At 59.7% G+C, this 23850-nt stretch carries 11 protein-coding genes and 1 tRNA gene; 9 read left to right on the forward strand and 3 right to left on the reverse strand.

The genetic code is table 11. The features are described 5' to 3' along the window. Nucleotides 1–164: 164 nt before the first annotated feature. The 3 genes from MUN80_RS02255 (at nt 165) to ppk1 (ending at nt 4761) form a co-directional block, all read left to right on the forward strand. Nucleotides 165–1904 (forward strand): GEVED domain-containing protein, encoded by a 1740-nt coding sequence (locus MUN80_RS02255; RefSeq protein ID WP_244719056.1) that lies wholly within the window; start codon nt 165–167, stop codon nt 1902–1904. Nucleotides 1905–2088: 184 nt separating this feature from the next. Further along, nucleotides 2089–2586 carry a SixA phosphatase family protein gene (locus MUN80_RS02260; RefSeq protein WP_244719058.1) on the forward strand — a complete coding sequence of 166 codons (498 nt, stop codon included), beginning with the start codon at nt 2089–2091 and terminating at the stop codon, nt 2584–2586. Nucleotides 2587–2661: 75 nt separating this feature from the next. After that, the gene (gene ppk1 / locus MUN80_RS02265) at nt 2662–4761 is read left to right on the forward strand and encodes a polyphosphate kinase 1 (protein ID WP_244719061.1); all 2100 of its coding nucleotides are present in this window, start codon (nt 2662–2664) and stop codon (nt 4759–4761) included. 85 nt (nt 4762–4846) lie between these two features. Here ppk1 and MUN80_RS02270 read toward each other — a convergent pair whose 3' ends face one another. Beyond that, nucleotides 4847–5962 (reverse strand): DUF6268 family outer membrane beta-barrel protein, encoded by a 1116-nt coding sequence (locus tag MUN80_RS02270; RefSeq protein WP_244719064.1) that lies wholly within the window; start codon nt 5960–5962, stop codon nt 4847–4849. Between the two features lie 182 nt (nt 5963–6144). Further along, nucleotides 6145–10038: a metallophosphoesterase gene (locus MUN80_RS02275; protein ID WP_244719068.1), complete on the reverse strand. Its 3894-nt coding sequence runs from the start codon at nt 10036–10038 to the stop codon at nt 6145–6147. 256 nt (nt 10039–10294) lie between these two features. Between MUN80_RS02275 and MUN80_RS02280 the strand changes: the two genes are divergently transcribed. Further along, nucleotides 10295–11521: a Pycsar system effector family protein gene (locus tag MUN80_RS02280; RefSeq protein WP_244719071.1), complete on the forward strand. Its 1227-nt coding sequence runs from the start codon at nt 10295–10297 to the stop codon at nt 11519–11521. Nucleotides 11522–11591: 70 nt separating this feature from the next. Here the strand turns inward: MUN80_RS02280 and MUN80_RS02285 are convergent, their stop codons facing one another. Then, entirely contained in the window at nt 11592–12773 is a 1182-nt protein-coding gene (locus tag MUN80_RS02285; RefSeq protein ID WP_244719074.1) for a DUF2652 domain-containing protein, read from the reverse strand. A 115-nt stretch (nt 12774–12888) separates the two neighbouring features. Between MUN80_RS02285 and MUN80_RS02290 the strand changes: the two genes are divergently transcribed. The 5 genes from MUN80_RS02290 to MUN80_RS02310 all read left to right on the forward strand — a co-directional run bounded on the left by MUN80_RS02290 (nt 12889) and on the right by MUN80_RS02310 (nt 23780). Further along, nucleotides 12889–12960: transfer RNA gene (locus tag MUN80_RS02290), tRNA-Arg, on the forward strand. A 268-nt stretch (nt 12961–13228) separates the two neighbouring features. Further along, a complete protein-coding gene (locus MUN80_RS02295) occupies nt 13229–13762 on the forward strand; it encodes an RNA polymerase sigma factor (RefSeq protein ID WP_244719077.1) in 534 nt (177 codons plus the stop codon). 671 nt (nt 13763–14433) lie between these two features. Further along, nucleotides 14434–14760: a phage tail protein gene (locus MUN80_RS02300; protein WP_244719080.1), complete on the forward strand. Its 327-nt coding sequence runs from the start codon at nt 14434–14436 to the stop codon at nt 14758–14760. A 117-nt stretch (nt 14761–14877) separates the two neighbouring features. After that, a complete protein-coding gene (locus tag MUN80_RS02305; RefSeq protein WP_244719083.1) occupies nt 14878–15444 on the forward strand; it encodes a phage tail protein in 567 nt (188 codons plus the stop codon). Between the two features lie 332 nt (nt 15445–15776). Further along, the gene (locus tag MUN80_RS02310) at nt 15777–23780 is read left to right on the forward strand and encodes an Ig-like domain-containing protein (RefSeq protein WP_244719085.1); all 8004 of its coding nucleotides are present in this window, start codon (nt 15777–15779) and stop codon (nt 23778–23780) included. Nucleotides 23781–23850 lie beyond the last annotated feature (70 nt).

Raw genomic sequence — 23850 nt, forward strand, 5'->3', positions numbered from 1 at the left:
ACAGCAATTACAATATATCTTCAAAATTCGGGCACTACGTTACACATACAATAATGTTACGCCCAAAAAATTATAAATATTATAGCAAATCGATTTAATCCTGTTTAAAATTTGAATACATTGTGACCCTCGTTCCTCTTTCCACAACCAACCCTTTCGTTCACATGAAAAAAACCTTTTACGCAGTTGCCCTGGCCTGTCTGGGCCTGGGCTTGACTTCGGAGGCGCAGGCCCAAGACAAGCAGCGCATCACCAAGCGCCAGTGCGCCACCGTCGACGTACTGAACGCACAGCTGGCCGCCGACCCGGCTATGGCCCAGCGACTGGCCGCTATTGAGAGCCAAACCCGGCAGTTTGAATCTGACCCAGTGGCCCAGCGTAGTACCGCCACAGTTACCATCCCGGTAGTGGTGCACGTGCTGTATAACACCACCGCCCAGAACATTACGGACGCCCAGATTCAGTCGCAGATTGACGTCTTGAATCAGGACTTCAGCAAAACTAACCCCGACTATACCAAAACGCCGTCGGCTTTTGCCGGACTGGTAGCCAATGCCAACATTCAGTTTGTGCTGGCCAAGCAGACGCCAACCGGCGCGGCCACGACGGGTATTGAGCGGAAGCAAACCACGAAAACCTCGTGGGGCACCGATGACCAGATGAAGAAAGCCAGCACCGGCGGCCTCGACGCCTGGAACTCGGCCAAGTACCTGAACCTGTGGGTGTGCAACCTGTCGGGTGGCGTACTGGGCTACGCGCAGTTTCCCGGCGGCCCGGCCGCTACCGACGGCGTGGTTATCCTGACCACGGCTTTCGGCAAAGGCGGCTCGGCCCAGGCGCCCTTCAACCTGGGCCGCACCGGCACCCACGAAGTAGGCCACTGGCTGAACCTGAACCACATCTGGGGTGACGACGGAACGTCGTGCTCCGGCACCGACAACGTAGCCGACACGCCCAACCAAGCCGACGAAAACTACGGCACGCCCGCTTACCCCCAGGCTTCGTGCTCGAACACCAGTGACATGTTCATGAACTACATGGACTATGTGGATGACGCGGCCATGTACATGTTCTCCACGGGTCAGTCGTCGCGCATGAACGCGCTGTTTGCCTCGGGTGGCGCCCGAGTAGGGCTACTGACGTCGGTGGGCGGCACGGCTCCCGGTGGTGGTGGCACCACGCCTACGCCCGTTACGTACTGCTCGTCGAAAGGCACCAACGTTTCGTACGAGTTCATCGACTACGTGAGCCTGGGCTCTATTGCCCGCACCTCGGGTGCTGATGCCGGTTACTACAACGGCACGGCCACCAGCACGTCGCTGGCCGCTGGTTCTTCACAAACTATCAGCTACAGCGCCGGTTTCACGGGCTCGGCTTACGCGGAGTACTTCAAGGTGTACATCGACTACAACCAGAACGGCGTCTTCACTGACGCGGGTGAACTGGTGGTAAACGCGGCTGCCAGCAGCGTGGCTACCATCCGCTCGTCGACCTTCACGGTGCCGGCTACAGCCAAGACCGGACCTACCCGGGCCCGCATCGTGATGAGCGACAACTCGGCTACCAGCAGCTGCGGCTCCTATAGCTACGGCGAAACCGAAGACTACACGGTAAACATCACCGGTGGTGCCGCCCGCGCTACTTCGGTAGCCCGCCTGGGTGGTATGGCTACGGAGTACTCGGTATACCCGAACCCCGCTACCGACGTGCTGAACGTAGTGATTCCCGCAGACCGCGAGGCAGCGACCGTATCGGTGAAAGTGTACGACGTACGCGGTGCCGAAATGAAGCAGGCTCAGTTCGAAAACGGCCAACTGAACGTGTCGCAACTAGCCAAGGGCGTGTACATGCTCACCATTGCCGATGGGCAGCAGGTGTCGCACCAGCGCTTCGTGAAGCAATAAATAGCCAGCCCGGGCCGCCGCTATACCTTACGTGCGGCGGCCCGGTGCTACTTGTCTGACAAGGCCCGCCGGTACCGGCGGGCCTTGTTTGTTTTGGTGCGGCCTGGGGGCGTACTTTAATCTTCATAACCATTTCGCAAGGCCAACAGTAAAGAGGCCTGCCCACCCTTTTGAAGCCCACCGTATGAAGACCCTGTACCTGATGCGTCATGCCAAATCGAGCTGGAATTTCGACGATTTGACTGACCAGGAACGCCCCCTCAACGACCGGGGCCGTGCCGACGCGCCCCGCATGGGCCGGGCCCTGGCCAAGCGCAACATTCGCCTCGATTTGCTGGTTAGCTCGCCAGCGGTGCGGGCCCTGAGCACGGCCGCGCTGCTGGCCAAGGAACTGGAATACCCGCACAATCAGATTCAGGTAAACGACCGGATCTATCGGGCTGAGGTGCCCGACCTGGTGGACATCGTGCGGCAGTTGCCCGACGCGGCCGACGCGGTGCTACTAGTGGGCCACAACCCGACTATCACCGACTTTGCTAACGTTATTTCCCCGAGCCCGCTGAATGAGCTGCCCACGGCTGCCATTGTGTGCATCAAGTTCGACTGCGGCAGCTGGGCCGAAATAGACCGTAGCAACGCTGATTTCTACTTTTTCGACTACCCCCGCAACCAGCCGGAGTAGCGGCTGGCCTCATCCGGAATGCGTAGACGGAAGAGTCCCTGGCTTTTCCTGGCGTAGTCCCGTCTTTTCTCCCGTATGGAATCATCAAAAAAAAGCGCGCCGGTTCTGCTGAACCGCGAATTGAGCTGGCTTGCCTTTAACCGCCGCGTGTTGCAGGAAGCCCAGAATCCGGAGGTTCCGTTGCTGGAGCGGTTGAAGTTTCTGGCTATTTTCTCCTCCAATCTCGACGAGTACTTTAAGGTGCGCGTGGCCACGCTGCGCCGCCTGGTAAAGCTCAAGAAGAAAACCCGCGCCAAACTGGGCGAAGACCCTGGCGAGCAGCTCAAGAACCTGCTGGCCGAAGTAGGCCGGCAGCAGCAGGAGTTCGGCGACACGTTTCGCAACGAGCTGCTACCTGAACTGGGCCGGCAGCACATTCACTTGGTGTCGGAGCACGACCTGAGCGACCAGCAGCGTGAATGGGTGCACCAGTATTTCCGGGACAAAGTGCAGGATTTACTCTCCCCGGTTATTCTGGACGACAACCTGCACCACCTGTTCCTGAAAGACCAGACCGTGTACCTGACCTTCCTGCTAACCGAGCCGGTGAAAGAGAAAAAGCGGCAGGAAGACGAGCGGGTATTGGCAATAGAGCTGCCCACCAAGCGCCACGGCGGCCGCTTCGTGGAGCTGCCTGCCCAGGGTGAGGAGCGCTACGTCATGTTCCTGGATGACGTCATCCGGTGCTGCGCAGCCGAGCTGTTTCCCAAGTACCAGAAAGTGGAGGTGCACGCCATCAAGATTTCGCGCGACGCCGAACTGGATATTCAGGAGGAAGTGTCGGGCAACCTGATGGCCAAAATCAAGAGCAGCCTGCAAAAGCGCGAAACCGGCTACCCGGCCCGCCTGCTCTACGACCCCGGCATGCCCAAGGCCGTGCTGCGGGCCGTGATGCAGAAAACCGGCATCGGCAAGGACGAGCTGGTGGAAGGCAGCCGCTACCACAACTTCCGCGACTTTTTCGGCTTCCCCGACCTGGGCCTAGAGCAACTCAAGTACCAGGAGCAGCCGCCCCTACCCCATCCCACCCTGCCGCGCACGGCGGGCAAAATGCTGAGTGCCATTGGCGAGCGGGACCACCTGCTGCACCTGCCCTACCAGTCGTTCGACTACGTGACGCGCTTCATCCTGGAGGCCGGTGCCGATCCGCAGGTGACCAGCATCAACATCACGCTCTATCGGGTTTCGGCCAAGAGTGAGGTGGCCAAGGCCCTGCTCAAAGCCGTAAAAAATGGCAAGCAGGTAACGGTAGTAGTCGAGCTCAAGGCCCGCTTCGATGAGGAATCGAATATGTACTGGGCCGAGAAGCTGCAGAAGGCCGGAGCCAACGTTATTTTCGGCATCCCGGACCTGAAAGTCCACAGCAAGCTCCTGCTCGTGACGCGCACCGAGGAAGACCAGAACCGCCTGTACGCCTACTTCAGCACTGGCAACTTCAACGAAGTTACCAGCCGCATCTACGCCGACCACGGCCTGTTTACCGCCGACCCGCGCCTGACCCGCGAGGCGGCCGAGGTGTTCCGCTACTTCCACGACCGGCAATCTAAGTCGGGTTTCGAGCACCTGCTGGTGGCCCCCTTTGAGCTGCGCGAAAAGCTAAATGCGCTGATTGATAAGGAAATCAAGCTGGCCAAAGCCGGCAAGGACGCCTACATCATTCTGAAGCTCAACGCCCTGCAGGACGACCGGATGATTAAGAAGCTCTACGAAGCCAGCGAGGCCGGCGTCCGGATTGAGCTGCTCATTCGCGGCATCTCCTGTCTGGTGCCCCAGCTCGAAGGCCAAAGCACCAACATCCAGCAGCGCGGCATGGTGGATAGGTACCTGGAACACGCCCGTGTATACGTGTTTGGCAACAACGGCCAGGAAAAGGTGTACGTGGCCTCCTCCGACTGGATGGCCCGCAACCTGGACCGCCGGGTGGAAGTGGCCTTCCCGATTTACAACGAGGAGCTGCGGGCCGAGGTGCGCCACCTGCTGGATTTGCAGCGCCAGGACAACGTGAAGTCGCGCGACTTCCACAACAACTTCCTGGGCCAAGACGACCCCAAAGCGCCGCAAGTCCGGGCTCAGTTTGAAACCTACGAGTACCTGCGCAAGCTCAGCAAACGCCGTAAAGCGCCGGCCAAGTCGTAGCGTAGTCGTCTGCCATTGCCACACTAAAAAGCCCCACCTCTTTGCTGAGACGGGGCTTTTTAGTGTGGCAAGGTGGCGTGGGCCTTTACTGCCGCTTCAGGAACTTGCGGGGTGGCACAATGAACAGCTCCAAACTGGCATAGGGCGCGCTGGCCAGCTTGCTGTCGATGATTTTGACGCGGTTGTCGTTGGTTCGGTCGAAGGCATCGAAGGCGTAGTTGTAGCGGTAGCCTCCTTCCACGCCAAACCACAGGAAGTCGTAGATTTCCCGCTCCCAGCGGGCCCGGAACTTGACCTCGGTTTCGCGCAGCTCCAGGGAGTTGAGCGTGGTATTTTCGTGCCGGAGTGGGGTGCGCAGCTTCACGATGTAGTTGAGGCCATCCACGGAGTAGCCGGCAAAGAACAACGACCGGGGTGAGGCATTGTAGCGGGCCGTGACGCGGGCCGGAAACAGGGCCTCAATGCCCCAACGCTTGTTGAACGTGCGGTTGTACAACAGGGCCGGATACGGACTAAAGCGCCCGAAGGTATAGCCCAGCTGCACGCCTACGCCCCAGGAGAAAGTCGGGCTGCGTTTCCAGCCGTACAGAAACTCCGACGATACCCGCAGGTAATCCGCCACGTTGAGCTCAGATGAAGTGTAGTCACCGCTCAGCTCCCCTTTGATGCGGAAAATGTACCAGTTCACGTCGTTTACCGGCCGGATGACGGCTAGCTGCGTGCCCAGGGTTTTGAGGCCCTTGTTCTCGATGTTGTCGTAGAGCTCGTAGCCGGTGGGCTGGTTGCTGAACTGAAATTCTTCCCGCTCATAGTTCACCCCCAGAATCAGCTTCAGGTGGGGGTGATTGAGCATCGGAATGTAGCCCTTGATGACCAGGCGGGCATTTTTGGTAGCGTCCGTGTTGTAGTCGCGCAGCCCGACGCTCTGGCCATCGGAGGAAACGTTGAAGCGCGGTACCCGCTCGTAGTGAAAAATCAGGCCCTTGCTAGGGCCCATGCCGACTACGGAAGGCGTGGCAAACTGCTGGGGGTCGGAGGTTCCTGTAGCAACCGAATCAGGATTGGTGGGCGCGGGCAGCGGATAGACGGGCGTCGTCGGGGTGACCTGGCCCAGGGCCGTTAGAGCAAGGCTGCTGAAGCCGGCCGAGAACAGGAAACGACGAAAGGCGGGAGCAACTGGCAGGACGTAGCGAGTCTTCATGAAGAGCGGAAAAAGCGCGAAATGAGTGCGGAAAAGGAACACCCGGTTCTAAACGTGTTTATGAGGAAAAGGATAGGCCAAATACCTCGGCATTATTACCAGCCCCAACGGCCACGAAAACGCCCCAAGCAACCCGCCGGGAGGCAAGCCGCTTGGGGCGTTGGAAATGACCTTAGCAAAGGCTAGAACAGGAAGTCGAAGCCAACGAACACCAGCTTTTCTTCGCCCACCGAATACGTGGCGTTGATAACGGCCTGCTTAAGGACGTCAACCCAGATGCCGCCGCCGAAACCGGTGTGGAAAGCATCAATGCCAGTGCGGGTATCATACTCGGAGTACACGCGGCCGGCATCGGCCAGGCCCAGAATACCAAACTTGCCGGGCACCAGGTAGGCGTTGAAACTGAAGAGCTGCAAGCGGGCTTCGGCGTTGGCATACACCGACGCCCGGCCGGCGTAGCGCGTACGGCGGTAGCCGCGCAGGTTGGTGGTACCGCCCAGCGTGTTGGCCTGGTAGAAGCGGTAGTCGCCCCAGTTGCGGGCCGCCCCGATACGGCCGGCCCAGGTAAGCTGGAAGGGGAAGTTGGGGCTCAGGTAGAAGCGGAACTCGGAGGTAATCCGGCCGAAGTTGAGCTGCTCGGCATTGAGCTGGTAATTGTGCTGCACTTCGTTGTACCAGCGCAGGCCAATGCGTGGGTTCTTGGGCGAGCTGGCCGCGTCGATGTTCAGGTAGGCCCGGCCGCCGAGGTAGCGGTTGAGCTGGAAGTCGGAGGCCCGAATGCCGAGGGCCGCGCCGCTCACGCCGTTGTTGTTGGCGTCGAGGCCGCGGGCAATCTGGCTGCCGATGGGCTCCCGCTCGACGCGGAACTGGTCGTACTGCGGACCAATACCCACTTTGAGGAAGCTGAACAGGTCACGCTCCAGCACGGGGCTCACGTAGAGGCGGGAGAAGCGCACCCGGTAGGTTTCGTTGATGTCGCGGGCCCGCACCCGGTCGTCGGAGCCCAGCAGCTCGTTCGTGGTATTGTTGCCCTCCCCGAAGTAGTTATACAGCAGCTGCGGGCCGTAAAGCTGGGCATTCACCCGCAAGTCGTAGCGGCCGATGACGTCCACGAACTGCCCGTTGTAGCGCACGTTGTAGGCGCGCTGGGAAGGCGAGTAGTTGGCTGCCAGCGTCTGCTCGGTCGAGAACGGGGCCTTGCGGAAGCCGTAGGTGCGGTACGTCACGCCACCGCCGAAGAACAGCCGGTCGTCCACATTATAGCCAAAGTACAGGGCCGGGCCGAAGTAGTTTAGGCTGTAGTCTTTGCGGTCGGTGCGCGGGTGAGTGTCGTACTGGCTGACCTCGATGCCAGGCTGCAGACGCAGGCGAGTTTCCTTACCAGCATTGATGACGTTGCCGGTGTCGGCGTCGTAAATCTGGGTTTTGTGGCGCAGGCCACCCACGCGGGAGTTGTCGGTAATCGAGTCCCGGTCGGTGCCGCCAATGATGCGCACGATGGAGCCACCCTTCGACTGGCCCGTGACGTTGTACACGTCGTTGCCGGAGAAGCCGTAGAGGCGGATTTCGTCGGTTTCCTTGTCGAAGGTTTTGTCGAACAGGGTTTTGGTCAGCTTGCCCTCCTTGTTGATCTTGGTCACCTTCACCCGGGTCTTGTCCCCTTCGAGGCGCTCCACTTCAAACTTCTCGCGCTTGGAGCTGCCCTTCACTTCCACGATGTCGTTGAGCGTACCGTAGTAGTCGGCGGCGAGCTTCGGCAGCAGGTCGCGGCGGCTCTTGAGCTTGGCAATGATTTCGGGACCGTGCAGGTCGTAGATTTCCTTGGGCCACTGCGAGCGGAAGGCCTTTTCGATTTCGGCATCGGTCAGGTCGGCCTTCATCTTCTCGGCAATCTTGACCCAGTCCTCTTTGCTTACCGAAGCCAGGAACACCCGGTCGTTGGCCAGGGCCGTCAGGTTGAGGCCTTTGAAATCGGCGTAGTCGTAGCCAAAGTTCTGGAAGTTGCGGATGGCCCACTTGCGCGAGGCCAGGTAGGGCAGCAAACCGTCGCCCTTGAAGAAGGCAATGTCGCGGTCTTCGGGCACGGCCGTGAACTTCCGGTCCCCGTCCTTGTCCTTGGTTTCGGCCCAGCGCCACTGGTCTTCGTGCCGGTCCCAGTCGCCAATCCACATGTCGAAGAGGCGGGAGCGGGCAAAGGCCTTTTCGTTGACGCGGTTGTCGTTGTCGTCGATGAGACGCTCCATCACCTTGTCGGTGCCCACCAGGTTTTCGGCGTTGCCCAGGGAGGCCACGTTGCTTTGGTCGTCCTTGGCGTCTTCCTCAATCATGGCCGGCGTGTTCGAGAACCGCTCGTAGTACTGGCCCAGCAAGGGGTCCTGCGGGATGAACACCGGCTTGGGGTTGGTGTGCAGAATGCCGGCTGTAGTGCCCAGCGTGGCCACCGGGAAGGCACCAAACGGGTGCTGGGCTGAAATCTGGTCCTGCAGAATATCCTTGGCGGCGCCTTCGCGCAGGGCCTCGGGCAGCACAGCCGCGGGGTCCTTGTTCAGGCCGCGCAGGGTGTAGTTGCGGCCTTCCTCGTTGCGCACTTTCAGCGAAGCCGTCTGCTTGCCGCCGCCCACTTTGTAGGGCTCCAGGCCGCCACGCTCGGTGGCCATGTCCAGCACCGGAAATTTCACCGGCGTCGCCCACTCCTTGCGGTAATGCTCACCGAAAAGGAAGCGGTGAAACTTGCCCCGCTCGTCGTAGTCCTTATTGACGGCCGTGGTCACGGTGCTGTCCTGAAAGTTGGGCCGCTTCACGTTGTTTACTTCCTTGATTTCGGCTACCACCTTGGTTTCCTTGGCGTAGAGCGGCGTGCGGAACACCATGCGGCCCGATTCGCCCTTGTCGTTGGGAATCCAGAACTCGGTCCATACCTCGCCGTTGTCGTAGTAGTTCACCCGCGACCAGCCTTTTTCCTTGTCCGAGAAAATGGCATCGCCGCTCTTGCCGGGGCGTACGTGCTGAGTTTTGCAGCCCGAGCCGCTGACGATGTGGTGCAATGAGCCCTCCTTGAAATACTGCAAGTTGTGCTCGTGCCCGGCGGCGTAGATGATGTTGGGGTACTTATTGAAAATCTCCATCAGGCCCTTTTTATAAGCCTGGTACAAAGGGTGCGGAATATCCTGGCTTACCCCGCCGTACTTGCGGGCAAACGGATACACCGAGCCGATGATGGGCAAGGGCAGGAAGGCGTACTTATAGACGATGGAAAGCGGGAAGAAATGGTCAGCCAGGGTGAAGTAGCCCCCGTGAATACCATCCGAGAACAGCGGGTGGTGGGCAATGACCATGATGTTGCGGTTCTGATTCCGCTGGATGATGTCTTCGAGCTGGGTAAAAAAGTCGGTTTCGTTGGCCACGCCGCAGCCGCTGTTGCCGCCGTAGGGCCGCTCGCCGCTGGTTTGCAGAAACCACTGCGAGTTGATGGCAATCATCAGAATATCGTCCTGCAGACGCACCTCAAACGGGCCCGGGCAGGCGTTGCGCGGAATGAAAAAGTCGCCGGTGAAGGGGAAGGCGGCCGAGTCGCTGGTCAGGTAGCCTTCTACAAAGGCCTGCTGCCGGTTCACCTGGTCGACGGCGCCGGTCAGGCCCTGCTTCCAGTCGTGGTTGCCCGGAATCATGTACTTCTCGCCGGCGTAGCCGCGCAGGGATTCGAGCTGCCCGACCATACGCTCCTCAGACTCTTTGCGGTCGTAGGCGCCTTCGCGGGGCATGCCGTATTCGTAGATGTTGTCGCCCAGAAAGATGGTCGTGCTCTTGGAGCCGGCTTTCACGATCTGCTGGTGCAGGAAGTTCAGGGAAGGCTCCCCGCCTTCTGACTTCTTAATGGGTTTGCCCACGTCGCCGATCAGAAAGATGGAGTAGCGGATACGGCTACTATCGGGCGGGGTCTTGCTTTCCCAGTTTTCCCCGCCGTGGTTATAATTAGGACGAGTTGGGTGCGGAGTCTGGGTTTTCTTTTGGGCAGCGGCAGGTTGGAGGCTACTTAGCAGAAGCAGTAAGCAGCCGAGCAGAAAAGGTCTTCTCATATAGAAGCAGTGAACGTAAAAGCAGCGCGGGAGGTGTAAAATAGGGAGAGGGACACGGCACCAAGGGCCGAAAAAAGTTGTAAACTACTGCATACGGCACCGCGCACCGGGCGTTGACCGGCCGTGCGCTGCCCTACGCAATCAGCTGGTTTACGGTTGGGCTCGGAACCGGCAAAAACTTCGCTCCCCGATTCGCGTTCTAAGCAAGTTGGGAGCCGGCGGCCCACTTTACGCCACTCCATTCTACTCCCCCCGCATGGAAACCATCGAGACTCTTAAGCCGGCCAAAGCCGAAATCCTGAAGAAGGCCAAGGCGTATATTACGGCCCTCTTCGAGGAAAAATTACCCAAGTCCCTCGTCTATCATTCCTTTAAGCACACGGCTACCACCGTCAAGGAGGCCAAGGCCCTTGGCGAAGCCACCGAGCTGAGCCCGGAAGACCTGGAAGCCCTGGTCCTGGCCGCCTGGTTTCACGACGCGGGATACACCGAAGTCTACGACGGGCACGAGTACCGCAGCATGGAAATGGCCGAGCAGTGGCTGCAAAGCCAAGGCTACCCCGCCGACCGGATTGCTGTAGTTAAAGACATTATCCGGGCCACGCACCGCAACGAAACGGCCAAAACCGAGCTGCAGCAGCTGCTCGTGGATGCCGACATGAGCAGCATGGGCAAGGAAGAGTTCTTTGCCAACGGCGAGTTGCTGCGGGCCGAGTGGGAAACCGTGCTGGGCAAAAGCTACGACAGCGTAGAATGGGCCGAAACCCAACTCGACTTCCTGCTTTCCTCCAAGTTCCTGACTGACGCAGCCAAGGACCGTTATAAGGACCAGTACAAGGAGAACATCAAGGACCAGCGCAAGCTGCTGAAGAAAACGGAGAAGAAGCAGAAAAAGCGGGAGCAGGAAGAGCAGGGCAACTTTGCCGAGGGCAAGCGGGGCGTTGAAACAATGTTCCGGACCACCTACAGCAACCACATCAAGCTCTCCGACATGGCCGACAAGAAGGCCAGTATGATGATTAGCCTCAACGCGGTGATTATGTCGGTGCTCATCACCTATCTGGGCGCCAAAACCACGGCCGTCGGCCCGTCCTTCACCCGCAACCCCATCCTGACGGTGCCCATGAGCATTCTGCTGGCTACGGCCCTGGGCTCGGTGGTATCGGCTATCCTGTCGGCCCAGCCTGATGTGACCAGCTTCAAGTGGCTCAAGAAAAGCCCCCAGGTGGCCACCAACCGCCGGGTGAATCTGCTGTTCTTCGGCAACTTCACCAAGCTCAGCCTCGACGACTTCCAGAGCGGCATGACCGGTCTGATGCGCAACAAGGACAACCTCTACACCAACATGGTGACGGACATCTACTACCTGGGCGAAGTACTCTCGCGCAAGTACCGCCTGTTGCGCATCAGCTACACCATCTTCATGGTCGGCCTGATCCTGACGGCGCTTTCGTTCGGCATTGTGCTGCTCTATAAGTCGTAGGCACTTACTACCGCAGTAAAAAGCCCCGCCAAGCTACTTGACGGGGCTTTTTTTATAGCTGGAATCTGGCTTACCCCTCTTTTCCGTCGCGCTTCAATTGCTCACAAAACGAGGCAAACTGCCGGATGGACTGACCCATAAAGCGGCGCATGCGCTGGCGCTGCCCAAACCGGATCAGCGGATTGGCGCTGGCAATGTAACCGTAGCGAAACTCAAGCGTCACGAGGCAGGAGTGCGCGTCGACGGCCTCGATAAAGCAGAACAGGAAGGAGTTGGGGAAAAGCCGGAAAAGCGAAATTTTCTCCACGTACTCAATCCGGTCGGCATCCTCGAAGCGCTGCACGGTCTGGAAGTCAATCTGCCCGCGGTTGAGCTTTACTTTGTAGCTGGTACCCAGCCGGCCGGCTTTGGTTAGGTCATAAGTCACGTCGCTCACGCCGGGCATCCAGTGGGCCCGCAGCCGAAAGTTGCTCAGGACCCGCAGGGCATACGCGGCCGGCACATGCACCGTGCTTATCACCTTCACGGCGTTGCCGTCGTGGGCGGGGCTGTTTTCGCCGTTTTCGCCCAGCAGCAGGCGCAGCGGCGAGAGGTAGGCGTAGCGGTAGCAGATTTCGCCCAGGTGGTCGTAGAGACAGGTGCCGCGCAGCAGCCGGGTCCAGGAAAAGCTGCGGGCCACGTCGGCGGCTGGCTGGGTTTCGAGGTAGCCGTCGGAGAGCAGGATGTACTCGTTGCCGGTCACGTTGTTCTTGAGCAGCCGGTGCACCACGATGACGTCGCGGCCCATGAGCTTGGTAAACTGCCGGATCTGGGCCACGCTGACGGCCCCGAAATGCACGATAATCTTGATGGTCAAATCGTGAGCCCGCAGCGCCGTGCTGAGTTCCGAATCTAGGTCGCGCTCCACCAGCCGCACGTAATTCTGAAAGTCGAGGAAGATGCGGCGGCACTGGGTCACGACCTCCTGAATAGTAGGCGGCGGACCCAGACGGTAAAACAGGATGGCGTCGCCCTGAATTTCGCTCACCTCCATGTTCAGGGTGTTGGCCTCCACCAGGATTTCGAGCAGGTCGGCAATAAGCTGGGGTGCCAGCACGCTCCCTGATTCCTGAATGAAGCGAGTAAAGCCGCTGATGTCGGGAATGAAGAGCAGGGCGGGTTGCATGCCATCATCGGCCGCCACGGTGGCCGCAGCGGTGGGGCGGCGGCCGGCAGCCCGGCGGGCGGCGCGCATGTCATCCAATAAACCCATAGTGCAACCAGAAAAGAAATCAGAGGTGAGGCTAGCGGCCTATACGCAAGCCTTGGAGTAGCGGGTTTGGGCCGTAGGTTGCTTTCGCGTTACCTTTGTCGTAGTGTTAGACTATGGCTGCGTAGTTCAACGGATAGAATAGGCGTTTCCTAAACGCTTGATATGGGTTCGATTCCCGTCGCGGCTACTCCAAGCCCTACTTACCTGAGGTGAGCAGGGCTTTTTGTTTGCGTCCAAAGTAGGTTTCAGTACCGAGTCCGGGAGAAAATACTATGTTTTTAAAGCGCGCAATTAACGCTTAATCGAGCAAAAACAGACTTACATCGACTGCCTAGAAAGCTGAACAACTTCCTATCAGCAGGATAGTATACAGCTAGGCCCAAGCGGATGTTGTTTGTGGTCACCGAGAGGCCCTTCCCGCCAGGTGTGTACTAAATTCTATTCGTATTGCCTTAATGCTACCTATCAGCGAAGATGTACTAGTGCAGCGTCTTTACGCGCGGGATGAGTCGGCAATGACCCTGTTTTACGACAAGTACGGCCGGGTGCTTTATAACGTGATTCTGCGCATCGTGCGCAATGAGATAGTGGCCGAAGACGTGCTGCAGGAGAGCATGGTCAAAATCTGGTACTCTTTCGATTCCTACAATGCCACGCGCGGCCGCCTGTTTACCTGGGCCCTGAATGTATGCCGCAATGCTGCCATCGACCAGCTGCGCACCCGCCAGTACCACGAAGGCCAGCAAACCCAGCCGCTGGAAAACAGCCTGGCTTGCTACCAGATTGCTGCCACCGGCTTTCAGCCCGAGCATGTGGGGCTCCGCGAACTGGTGATGTGCCTAAAGCCCAATGACCGCAAAATCATTGATCTGCTCTATTTTGGCGGCCTGACCCAGGCCGAAGTAGCCGATGAGCTGCAAGTACCGCTGGGCACGGTCAAGACCCGGGCCCGGGCTGCTATGCATGCCCTAGCAAAGGCGGTTCGATAAACCGAATTTAGCCTCGGCGCAAACTGTACTTTTACTACTGTACTTCCTCCGCTGACTACCTGTGAGTCAGCGGCCAACGTGTGCTAATTCCGGCCGTTCCGGCTAGATTACCGAGCTCTTGTGGACCCTGAGCCTAGCACCAGTGGCAAGGGTACACAAACAGAACTGTTACCCTATTTATAAATATTGCAATAGTTCTATTAAAACTGGATTTATTTCCGCAAATTTGCTGCACGCTCCGAAAAGACCGTGCCCATTCTGCCCTCTTCTTCTCCCCTATTGCGTCCGTTTTCGATGCCCGGCTTTGAGTCGGATATTGCTTGTTATGGCTGGTCCATTATCCCGATAGTAGGCCTGCCACCTTACCCTGATTTACCTGATTATTACCGGTTTTGCCGCGACTACCTGGCCTTGTTTACTCCAGCCATAGTCCCTAAATACAACTCAGTTCCGACATAAAGCTCCTGGAGTATTCTTTAGGAGTGCCTCCCAACGTTTCTTTTACTCTTTCCTCCTGTTGCATGACGACAACTTTTACTCTTTCGGAACCAACACCTACCCCAATGGCTTCCCGCCGTCGATGGCTTAAAGGGTTTGGGGCTTTGCTCGGTTCCGGTATACTCGCAGCCCCCTCCCAATTATTGGCACAAGATGCGCCGGCACTTCCGGGCATGCCCGCTACAGCCGGGGCGGCTCAGGTCGGTGGCGACGAGTACATTGGTATGGTGAAGCTACTGACTGGTACTACCCCGCCTGTGGGCTGGTCGCGGTGTGATGGCCGAATGCTGCCAGTGGCCGAACACCCCGCGCTGTTTGCGGTGCTGGGAACGGCGCACGGTGGCGATGGCACCCACCTGTTTTCCCTGCCTAACCTAGGTGAACCAGCGACAGGTGGAGTGCTTATGCAGTTTGCCATCAAGACTGCCAACGGACCGGCTACAACCACTGCACTAGCCGAGTTGCGATTAGTACGGCGGCCCCGCGCTAAGCGGGCCTAGCCAGCTGACGCGGCCTGAACAGCCAATGACGGCTGATGAACTAACGAGTAGTTATTGTCGCCCCCAAGCGAAGCCCAATCATTTTTTCTTTCTTTTTACTTCTTAAGTTTTTCATTTATGGACGAAGCTTACATCGGTTCCATCGTACTGTTTGCCGGCAACTTTGCGCCCAGAAACTGGGCCTTTTGTGACGGCTCTCTGCTAAGCATTTCCCAGAACTCGGCTTTGTTCTCGATTTTGGGCACCACCTACGGCGGCAACGGCACCACCACGTTTGCCTTGCCCGACCTGCGCGGTCGCACGCCCGTGCACGCCAACAACGGCCAGCCGGGCCCAGGTGTTGCGGCGGTACAGCTGGGTGAGCGCGCCGGCACCAACACCGTGACGCTTACCGCCCAGCAGATGCCCGCGCACACGCACGTGCAGCAGGTGGCGACGCAGGCAGCTACGACGAGCACCCCCGGCAACACCGTAGTGCCGGGCAAGCCGAACGGCATTACGAGCGGTAGCGAGGAGACGGTTGCTATTAACGACCTAGTGGCGGCCGCCGGGGCTACGCTCGTACCTCTGGCACCCAATGCCCTCAGCATTGCGGGTGGCAGCCAGCCGGTAGGTGTGATGCAGCCTTACTTAGGCATTAACTACATCATTTGCCTGTATGGGCTGTACCCCTCCCGGAGCTAACCGGAACACTACTGGTTGTTTTTAACAGCCTGCTAGGCACCGCTCGGCTGTGTAGGCCGGGCGGTGCTTTCCGGTTTAAAGTGCACCCAAGCATCTCAATTACCCTATATCTATCAGGCAACGCGCTGCCGTTCCGTGTTCCACGGGCCTGTCAAGCCGCTCAATGGGCTCTACTAGGGTTTTTACGCCTGCGAGAGTCGTCGTAGTCAAGCTTTAGAACCTTTTTCACTACTGATCTTCAACCTAATACATAGTCAATCTTCAACGAGCATACTCTGCAGAAATTCACCGTTGAAGCGTGGCCGCTCATTCATCAACTTCAGTCAAACTCAATGACACAATCTTTACCTCCCAACCCTAAGCGCAGGCTGCCGCAACTAGCCTTGCTGCTTATCTGGTTGCTGAGCCTGATGCCCCGTAGTGGGCACGCTCAGCTCTATTACCTCATGAATGACGGGGTGGCGACGAGCACGCTGGATGAGCTGCGCCGCAGCCCGCTCAGTGCCGTCTCAGAAACCATCTTGAGCAGTGGCTTCGTCGCTTCGCCCGGCACGCTGGCCATTGACGCGGCCAACAACCGCATTTTCGTGGCTGATGTGCGCAACAACCAGCCTAAAATAGTCGCCATCAGCCTGACGGCGCCCTACACGGTCAGCACGTTTCTGACCCCGGCCGCTATTGCCGGGTCGGCCAGCACGGCTCTGGGTGGCATTGCCGTAGACAACACCAACGGCTTTCTGTATTATACCGTGAATGATGGGGCGGCTACAACTACACTGGATGAGCTGCGCCGCAGCCCGCTGAGTGCCGCCTCGGAAACCGTCTTGAGCAGTGGCTTCGTCGCTTCGCCCGGCACGCTGGCCATTGACGCGGCCAACAACCGCATTTTCGTGGCTGATGTGCGTAACAACCAGCCTAAAATCGTGGCCATCAGCCTGGCGGCACCCTACACGGTCAGCACGTTTCTGACCCCGGCCGCTATTGCCGGGTCGTCCAGCACAGCCCTCGGTGGCATTGCCGTAGACAACACCAACGGCTTCCTATATTATACAACGACTGAAGGGGCAGCGACGAGCACGATGGATGAGCTGCGCCGCAGCCCGCTGAGTGCCGCCTCGGAAACCATCTTGCGCAGTGGCTTCGTCGCTTCGCCTGGCATGCTGGCCATTGACGCGGCCAACAACCGCATTTTCGTGGCTGATGTGCGCAACAACCAGCCTAAAATCGTGGCCATTAGCCTGGCGGCACCCTATACCGCCAGCACATTTCTGACCCCGGCCGCTATCAACGGGTCGGCCAACACGGCCCTGGCCGGCATTGTCGTATTTCCGGCTGCCGTACTACCTACCGTAACCACGGCCGCCGCTACCAGCATTGCCAGCACCAGCGCCGTGCTGGGCGGCAGCGTCACGGCCGACGGCGGCGCTACGATAACTGCACGGGGCGTTGTATACAGTACCACCAACACGGCGCCCACCATCGGTGGTACCGGCGTTACGCAGGATGCCAACCCCGCCACCACCGCCACCTTTTCGGAAACCATTTCGGGCCTGACACCCGGTACCGTCTACTACGTGCGGGCCTATGCCACCAATAGCGCGGGCACCAGCTACGGCAGCGTGGTGAGTTTTACCACCCCGCCCAATGCGCCGGTCGTGCTTGTGCTGGCCAACGGCAGCCTCGTGAACAACACCACGCCGACCTACGAGGGCACGGCTCTAGTTAACTCAACAGTGACCGTTATCGTGGATGGCACAGCCATTGGTACGACAACAACGAACAGCGCCGGTAACTGGGCCCTCACCCAGCCCACGGCCCTGGCCCAAGGCAGCCATACCGTGCGGGCTACGGCCTCTATCAGCGGCTCGGCTCAGAGTGCCAGCTCGAACACGAACACCTTCATCATCGACTCGGTGCGGCCTACGGTAGTCATCAGCTCCTCCGCTGGTGCTTCGGGCAGCACGACTGGCACTTCGCCCATTCCCTTCAACGTCACCTTCTCAGAAAGCGTAACGGGCTTCGTGGCCGGCGACGTGACAGTGACCAACGGGACCATCTCGAGCTTCGCCGGCAGTGGCGCTTCTTACTCATTTACTGTGACGCCGGCTGCTGGCGGCGCCATCACGGTGAACGTGCCAGCCAACGTAGCGCAGGACGCAGCTGGCAACTTCAACACCACCGCTACCCAGTTCTCTATCACCTACACTCCCCCGACGGCGACGGTAGTATCGGTAACGCGCCTGATGCCTTCACCCACGGCCACGACCCAGGTAAGGTACCGGGTGGTCTTCTCGGGCAGCGTGACGGGCATATCAACCACCAACTTCTCGGTTACAACTACTGGCTCGGTGAGCGGGGCGACGGTGAGCAGCGTGAGCGGCTCGGGCACGACCTACACCGTGACCGTGAACACAGGCTCCGGCGACGGCACTCTGCGCTTGAACGTGGACAACAGCACGGGCATCTCGCCAACCGTGACGGGCCTGCCCTATACCAGCGGCGAAACCTACACGATTACCAAGAGCTTTGCCGCTACCCCCCAGCTCACGATTCAGGGCACGGGTGGTACGGGCTCCGACGTGACGGCTTTTGTGGATGTGGTGCAGGTACTTAATGGCGGTTCGGCTTTCGCCAACGCCCTGCAAAACCCCAGCTTCGAGCAGCACGACCCCCTGGCCAACGGTGACTTTGGCTACCAGCCCACCGGCGCCAGCTGGACGTTCAATGCCCAAGCCGGCATCGCCGAGGCGGGCAGCGCGTTTACTCCGGTGACGCCCGTTCCCAACGGCATTGCCGTGGCTTTTGTACAAAGCAACGGGGGTAATAACGGGCAGCTCCAGCAAAACCTGGCGGTGCCTACGGGCAGCAACTACCAGGTACGCTTCCAGACCGCCCAGCGCATCTGCTGCACTACGCTGGATCAGAGCCTGAACGTGTTCCTCAACGGCGTGTTCCTCGGCAACATTCAGCCAAACAGCAACGCCTACAGCACCTTCACCTCGCCTACCTTCAGCGTGACGGCCCCGGCCCTGACGGCTACCGTGAGCACGACTTCGGCCAGCCCCACCGGCACTTCGCCCATCCCGTTCTCGGTGAGCTTCTCACAGAGCGTGGGCACGACCTTCACGGCTTCGGACGTGACAGTATCGGGCGGTACGCTGACCAGCGGCAGCTTCAGCGGCAGCAACGCGGGCCCCTACACCTTCACCGTGACGCCCGGCGCATCGGGTACCGTATCGGTAAGCCTAGCTGCCAACGTGGCCCAGGACGCCAACAACACCACCAACTCGGCCAGCAACACGGTGAGCGTGCAATACGCCCAACCCGTGACGGCGGCCCCAGTAGTGACCACGCCGGCCAATGGTGCCCTGCTTAATACGAGCACGCCAACCTACACGGGCACGGCCCCGGCCAACAGCACGGTGGCAGTGTACGTGGATACCAACCCCATCGGCACGACCACGGCCAATGCCTCGGGCAACTGGACCCTGACCCAGCCCACGGCCCTGACCCAGGGCTCGCACACGGTGAATGCCACGGCGCAAACCAGCGGCGCAACTGTAAGTGTACGCTCCAACACGAACAACTTCACGATAGACGCGGTACGCCCCACAGTGGTCATCAGCTCTACAGCTGGGGCTTCGGGCACGACGACTTCGACTTCGCCCCTGCCCTTCACGGTAACCTTCTCGGAAACGGTAACGGGCTTCGTAGCCGGTGACGTGACGGTAACGAACGGTACAATTTCGGGCTTCTCGGGCTCAGGCACTACCTACTCGTTCAACGTGACGCCTCCCGGCAGTGGCACGGTGACGGTGAACGTGCCGGCCAACGTGGCGCAGGATGCGGCCAGTAACTTCAACACCGCCGCTACCCAGTTTACCTTTAACTACTCGCAGCCGGTAACGCCTGCGCCCGTAGTAATTGAGCCCGCTAACGGCAGCCTGGTAAATAATAACCGGCCGGTGTACGGCGGCACAGCAGTGGCTGGCTCGACGGTTACGGTGTATGTAGACGGCACCGCCGTTGGAACGGCCACCACCGCCAACGACGGACGGTTCAACCTGATTCAGCCCACGGCGCTGGCCCAGGGCAGCCACACGGTGTATGCCAGAGCTCAGCTTAGCGGCCTGGCGGTGAGTGTCAACTCCAACACCAACACTTTCACCGTGGACACCCTGCCGCCCACGGTACTCGTTAGTGCTCCGGGTACAACGGATGGTAGCACTACGACCACCTCGCCCATTTTCTTCTCGGTCGCCTTCTTCGAGGCTGTAACCGGCTTCACCGCTGCCGACGTAGTAGTGACGAACGGTACGGTTTCGAACTTCGTCGGCTCGGGTTCAAACTACTCGTTCAACGTAACACCCACGGCTAATGGTGCTGTTACGGTAACCGTACCGGCTAACTCGGCTCAGGATGCGGCCGGTAATGGCAACATTGCCTCCAGCCCCTACACGGTTATCTATAACCAGTCGGTAACGGCGACCCCAGTAGTAACCGCGCCGGCTAACGGCAGCCTGCTGAGCACCACCACGCCGACCTACGTCGGTACGGCGGTAACCAACTCGACCGTGACGGTGTATGTAGACGGTACCAGCATCGGTACGACTACGGCCAACGCCTCGGGCAACTGGACCTTCACCCAGGCCTCGGCGTTGGCCCAGGGCAGCCATACGGTCTACGCTACGGCCCAGCTCAGCGGTCAGGCCGTCAGTGCCAACTCCAACACGAACACCTTCACCGTCGACTCAGTACGGCCCACGGTGGTTATCAGCTCGACAGCCAGCAATCCGACCAGCACCTCGCCTATCCCGGTGACGGTAACCTTCTCGGAATCCGTTATCGGCTTTGTAGCCGGTGATGTAACGGTAACGAACGGTACTCTGGCCAACTTCTCAGGCTCGGGCGCTTCGTATTCGTTTACCATCACGCCGGCCAGCTCTGGCTCCGTGACGGCAAACATTGCGGCGGGCGTAGCGCAGGACGCAGCGGGCAACCCTAACGCGGCGGCCCCCCAGTTCCTGATTATCTACTCGCAGCCCGTTACGGCAGCGCCAGTGGTAACGCTGCCAGCTAACGGCAGCCTGACCAACACGGCCACGCCTACCTACGGGGGCACAGCCGCTGTCAACTCGATAGTCACGGTGTATGTAGACGGTTCCTCTGTTGGCACCACCACAGCCAACAACCTGGGCAACTGGGCTATTGCTCAACCCACGGCTTTGGCGCAAGGCTCGCACACGGTCTACGCTACGGCTCAGCTCAGCGGCAGTGCCGTCAGTGCCAACTCCAGCACGAACACCTTCACGGTAGATTCAGTACGACCCACGGTAGCTATCGGCTCCTCGGCTTCGAACCCAACGTCTATCTCATCCATTCCCTTCCTGGTAACCTTCTCGGAAGCCGTAACTGGTTTCGTAGCTGGTGATGTGACCGTAACCAACGGCACAATTTCGAGCTTCACGGGCTCAGGTACGACCTATGCGTTCAACGTGACGCCGGCCGCCGCCGGCAACGTGACGGTGACCGTACCGGCTAACGTAGCCGTGGATGCGGCCGGCAACGGCAACACCGGCGCTACGCAGTTCAGTATCCAATATGCCCCGATTGGAGCACCAACCGTAGCTACGGCTGCGGCCTCGAGCATTACTACGACCAGCGCTGTGCTGGGTGGTAACGTGACAGCCGACGGCGGTGCTACAGTAACGGAGCGCGGCGTGGTGTACAGCTCCACCACTACGGCTCCGACTACCGCCGACACCAAAGCCGTGAGCGGATCGGGTACGGGAGTTTTCTCGACGCCTGTATCGGGCCTGACACCCGGTGCTACTTACTATGTTCGGGCGTATGCCATCAATAGTGCTGGTACCAGCTATGGCAACCTGACAAGCTTCATTGCCACTCCCGCTGCACCTCGTGTGACGGTACCCTCGAATGGCAGCGTAGCTACGACGACGACGCCCACTTACTTTGGTGTGTCGCAGGCTGGCAGCACCGTTACGGTGTATGTGGATGGTACCAGCATCGGCACTACCTTCACGAACGGCGGCGGTATTTTCAGCCTGACTCAGCCCACGCCGCTTGCGCAGGGCAGCCATACGGTATATGCCACGGCTCAGCTCAGCGGCAGTGCCGTAAGCGCCAACAGCACCACCAACACCTTCACGGTGGACTCGGGGCAGCCGACAGTTGCCATCAGCAGCACGGCCAGCAACCCGACCAGCACCTCGCCTATCCCCGTGACCGTGACTTTCTCGGAAAGTGTAACGGGATTCGTAGCCGGCGACGTGACGGTAACGGGCGGTACGCTCTCCGCCTTCACCGGCAGTGGTGCTTCCTACTCGTTCAACGTGACGCCGACCAGCAATGGCACCGTTACGGTGGACGTGCCGGCCAACGTGGCTCAGGATGGGGCCGGCAACGGTAACACGGCTGCTACCCAGTTCACCATTCAGTATAACGCTGTGGTGACGGCTACCACCTGGACTGGTGCTGTCAGCACCGACTGGTTTACGGCTGGCAACTGGACCGCTGGCGTACCAACCAGCACCGTGGATGCCTTCATCAACGGTGGCGTTTCGCGCTACCCCGTGGTGGCCTCTGGTACGGCAGCAGTTAAAAACCTGGTTCTAGCCACCAATGCCTCGCTCACGCAAAGTGGCGGCATCCTTGCGGTGAACGGCGCTGGTTTTGCCATCGACGGCACCTTTACGGCTACCGGCGGCGTGGTGAATCTGAACGGCACGAGCGAACAACGCATTGGCGGCACGCGCACGGCCTTCTACGACCTTACCGTAGGAACTGCCGGCGCTCGGTTGGATGGCCCGCTTGATATCCAGCGGGTACTAACGCTGAACGGCAACCTGTCTACCATTACCCAAACGCTCACCTTGCTGTCGAACAGCGCGGGTACGGCTATGGTAGTAAACAACAATGGCGCTGCCGTACTGGGCACCGCCGCTGTGCAGCGCTACATCGACCCAAGCCTGAACCCGGGCCTGGGCTACCGCCACTACAGCTCGCCGGTGCAGTCGACTTCGGTAGCCGATTTGGCTACCAGCGGCTTTTCGCCCGTAGTGAACCCCGCCTATAATACGCAGGGCAACACGGTGAATCCTTTCCCGACGGTGTATGGCTACAACGAGGCCCGCATTGTGGGCACCGACGCTACGACCCAGAACTTCGAGTATGGCTACTTCTCGCCCAACTCACTCGGTGAAACCCTGACCCGGGGCCGTGGCTACACGGTCAATATTGCTGCCAGTGAGAAAGTCGACCTGGTGGGCACGCTCAATACCGGCGACGTGACGGTGGGGGCACTCGGCCGTGGTGGTCAGGACGCTTCGGGCTGGCATCTGCTGGGTAACCCCTACCCCGCCCCGCTGGACTGGAACAAGGCCCGCACCAACCTGCCCGCCGGCATGATTGACGCCATCTACGTCTACAAGTCGGCTACCCAGTACGGTGGTACTTACCAGTTCTACCAGAACGGCTTCGGCACCCTGCCCAATGGCATTGTGGGTTCCATGCAAGGCTTCTTCGTGCGGGTTAGTCAGCCCGTGGCGGCCTTCTCGTTCCTGAATGCCTGGCGCTCGACCAGCTACGAAACGCCGACCTTCAACCGCCCCACGGCCGATAACCGCCCGGCTCTGCAGTTGGATCTGGTGAGCGGCCAAGGAGCCCACGACCCGGCCTACGTGTACTTCGAGCAAGGCGCCACCGCCGGCCTCGATGACCACTACGACGCCGAAAAGCTGCCCAACACGACTGGCCTGAACCTGGCCTCGGTAGCGGCTGGCAAAGGCTTGGCCGTGAATGGTCTGCCCTTCCTGCAAGCCACCACCATCGTGCCGCTGACTGTGGGCGTACCCGTAACCGGCACGTACACGCTGCAGGCTGCTTCCCTGGCCAACTTCGGTTCTACGCCAGTGTATCTGCTCGACGCCGTAACCGGTCAGCAGGTCGACCTCAAGCAGCAAGGCTCCTACAGCTTCTCGGCCAGCAACGCCGCCCTGATTACGGGCCGGTTCTCGCTGAGCTTCGGTTCGCTGCGGCCCCTGGCTACCAATGGGGGCACCCTGGCTGCCAGCATCGCGCTGTATCCGAACCCGGCCCAGAAAATGGCTTGGGTAGAGCTGCCCGCCAGCCTAGGCCGCAAGCCCGTGCAGGCCACCCTGCTCGATGCCCTGGGCCGTGTAGTACGCACTCAGCAACTGCCCGCTAACGGTGACAAGGCCCACGCCCTGTCGCTGGACGAGCTGCCCGTGGGTGTGTACTCGCTGCGTCTGAGCACCGAAGCCGGCCTGGTTACTAAGCGTCTTATCATTGAATAAGCGCTGCTAACCCGCTCCACGAAAAAGCCCCCGGAAGTATTTCCGGGGGCTTTTTTTATGGACCTCATGT

Source organism: Hymenobacter cellulosivorans, from assembly GCF_022919135.1.
Lineage (GTDB): Bacteria > Bacteroidota > Bacteroidia > Cytophagales > Hymenobacteraceae > Hymenobacter > Hymenobacter cellulosivorans.

What these genes read in the sequence shown, in the direction of transcription:
- MUN80_RS02255 (WP_244719056.1), top strand. Translation starts at nt 165, where the DNA reads ATGAAAAAAACCTTTTACGCAGTTGCCCTGGCCTGTCTGGGCCTGGGC.
- MUN80_RS02285 (WP_244719074.1), bottom strand. Translation starts at nt 12,773, where the DNA reads ATGGGTTTATTGGATGACATGCGCGCCGCCCGCCGGGCTGCCGGCCGC.
- MUN80_RS02270 (WP_244719064.1), bottom strand. Translation starts at nt 5,962, where the DNA reads ATGAAGACTCGCTACGTCCTGCCAGTTGCTCCCGCCTTTCGTCGTTTC.
- MUN80_RS02280 (WP_244719071.1), top strand. Translation starts at nt 10,295, where the DNA reads ATGGAAACCATCGAGACTCTTAAGCCGGCCAAAGCCGAAATCCTGAAG.
- MUN80_RS02295 (WP_244719077.1), top strand. Translation starts at nt 13,229, where the DNA reads ATGCTACCTATCAGCGAAGATGTACTAGTGCAGCGTCTTTACGCGCGG.
- MUN80_RS02275 (WP_244719068.1), bottom strand. Translation starts at nt 10,038, where the DNA reads ATGAGAAGACCTTTTCTGCTCGGCTGCTTACTGCTTCTGCTAAGTAGC.
- MUN80_RS02300 (WP_244719080.1), top strand. Translation starts at nt 14,434, where the DNA reads ATGCCCGCTACAGCCGGGGCGGCTCAGGTCGGTGGCGACGAGTACATT.
- MUN80_RS02260 (WP_244719058.1), top strand. Translation starts at nt 2,089, where the DNA reads ATGAAGACCCTGTACCTGATGCGTCATGCCAAATCGAGCTGGAATTTC.
- MUN80_RS02305 (WP_244719083.1), top strand. Translation starts at nt 14,878, where the DNA reads ATGGACGAAGCTTACATCGGTTCCATCGTACTGTTTGCCGGCAACTTT.
- ppk1 (WP_244719061.1), top strand. Translation starts at nt 2,662, where the DNA reads ATGGAATCATCAAAAAAAAGCGCGCCGGTTCTGCTGAACCGCGAATTG.
- MUN80_RS02310 (WP_244719085.1), top strand. Translation starts at nt 15,777, where the DNA reads ATGACACAATCTTTACCTCCCAACCCTAAGCGCAGGCTGCCGCAACTA.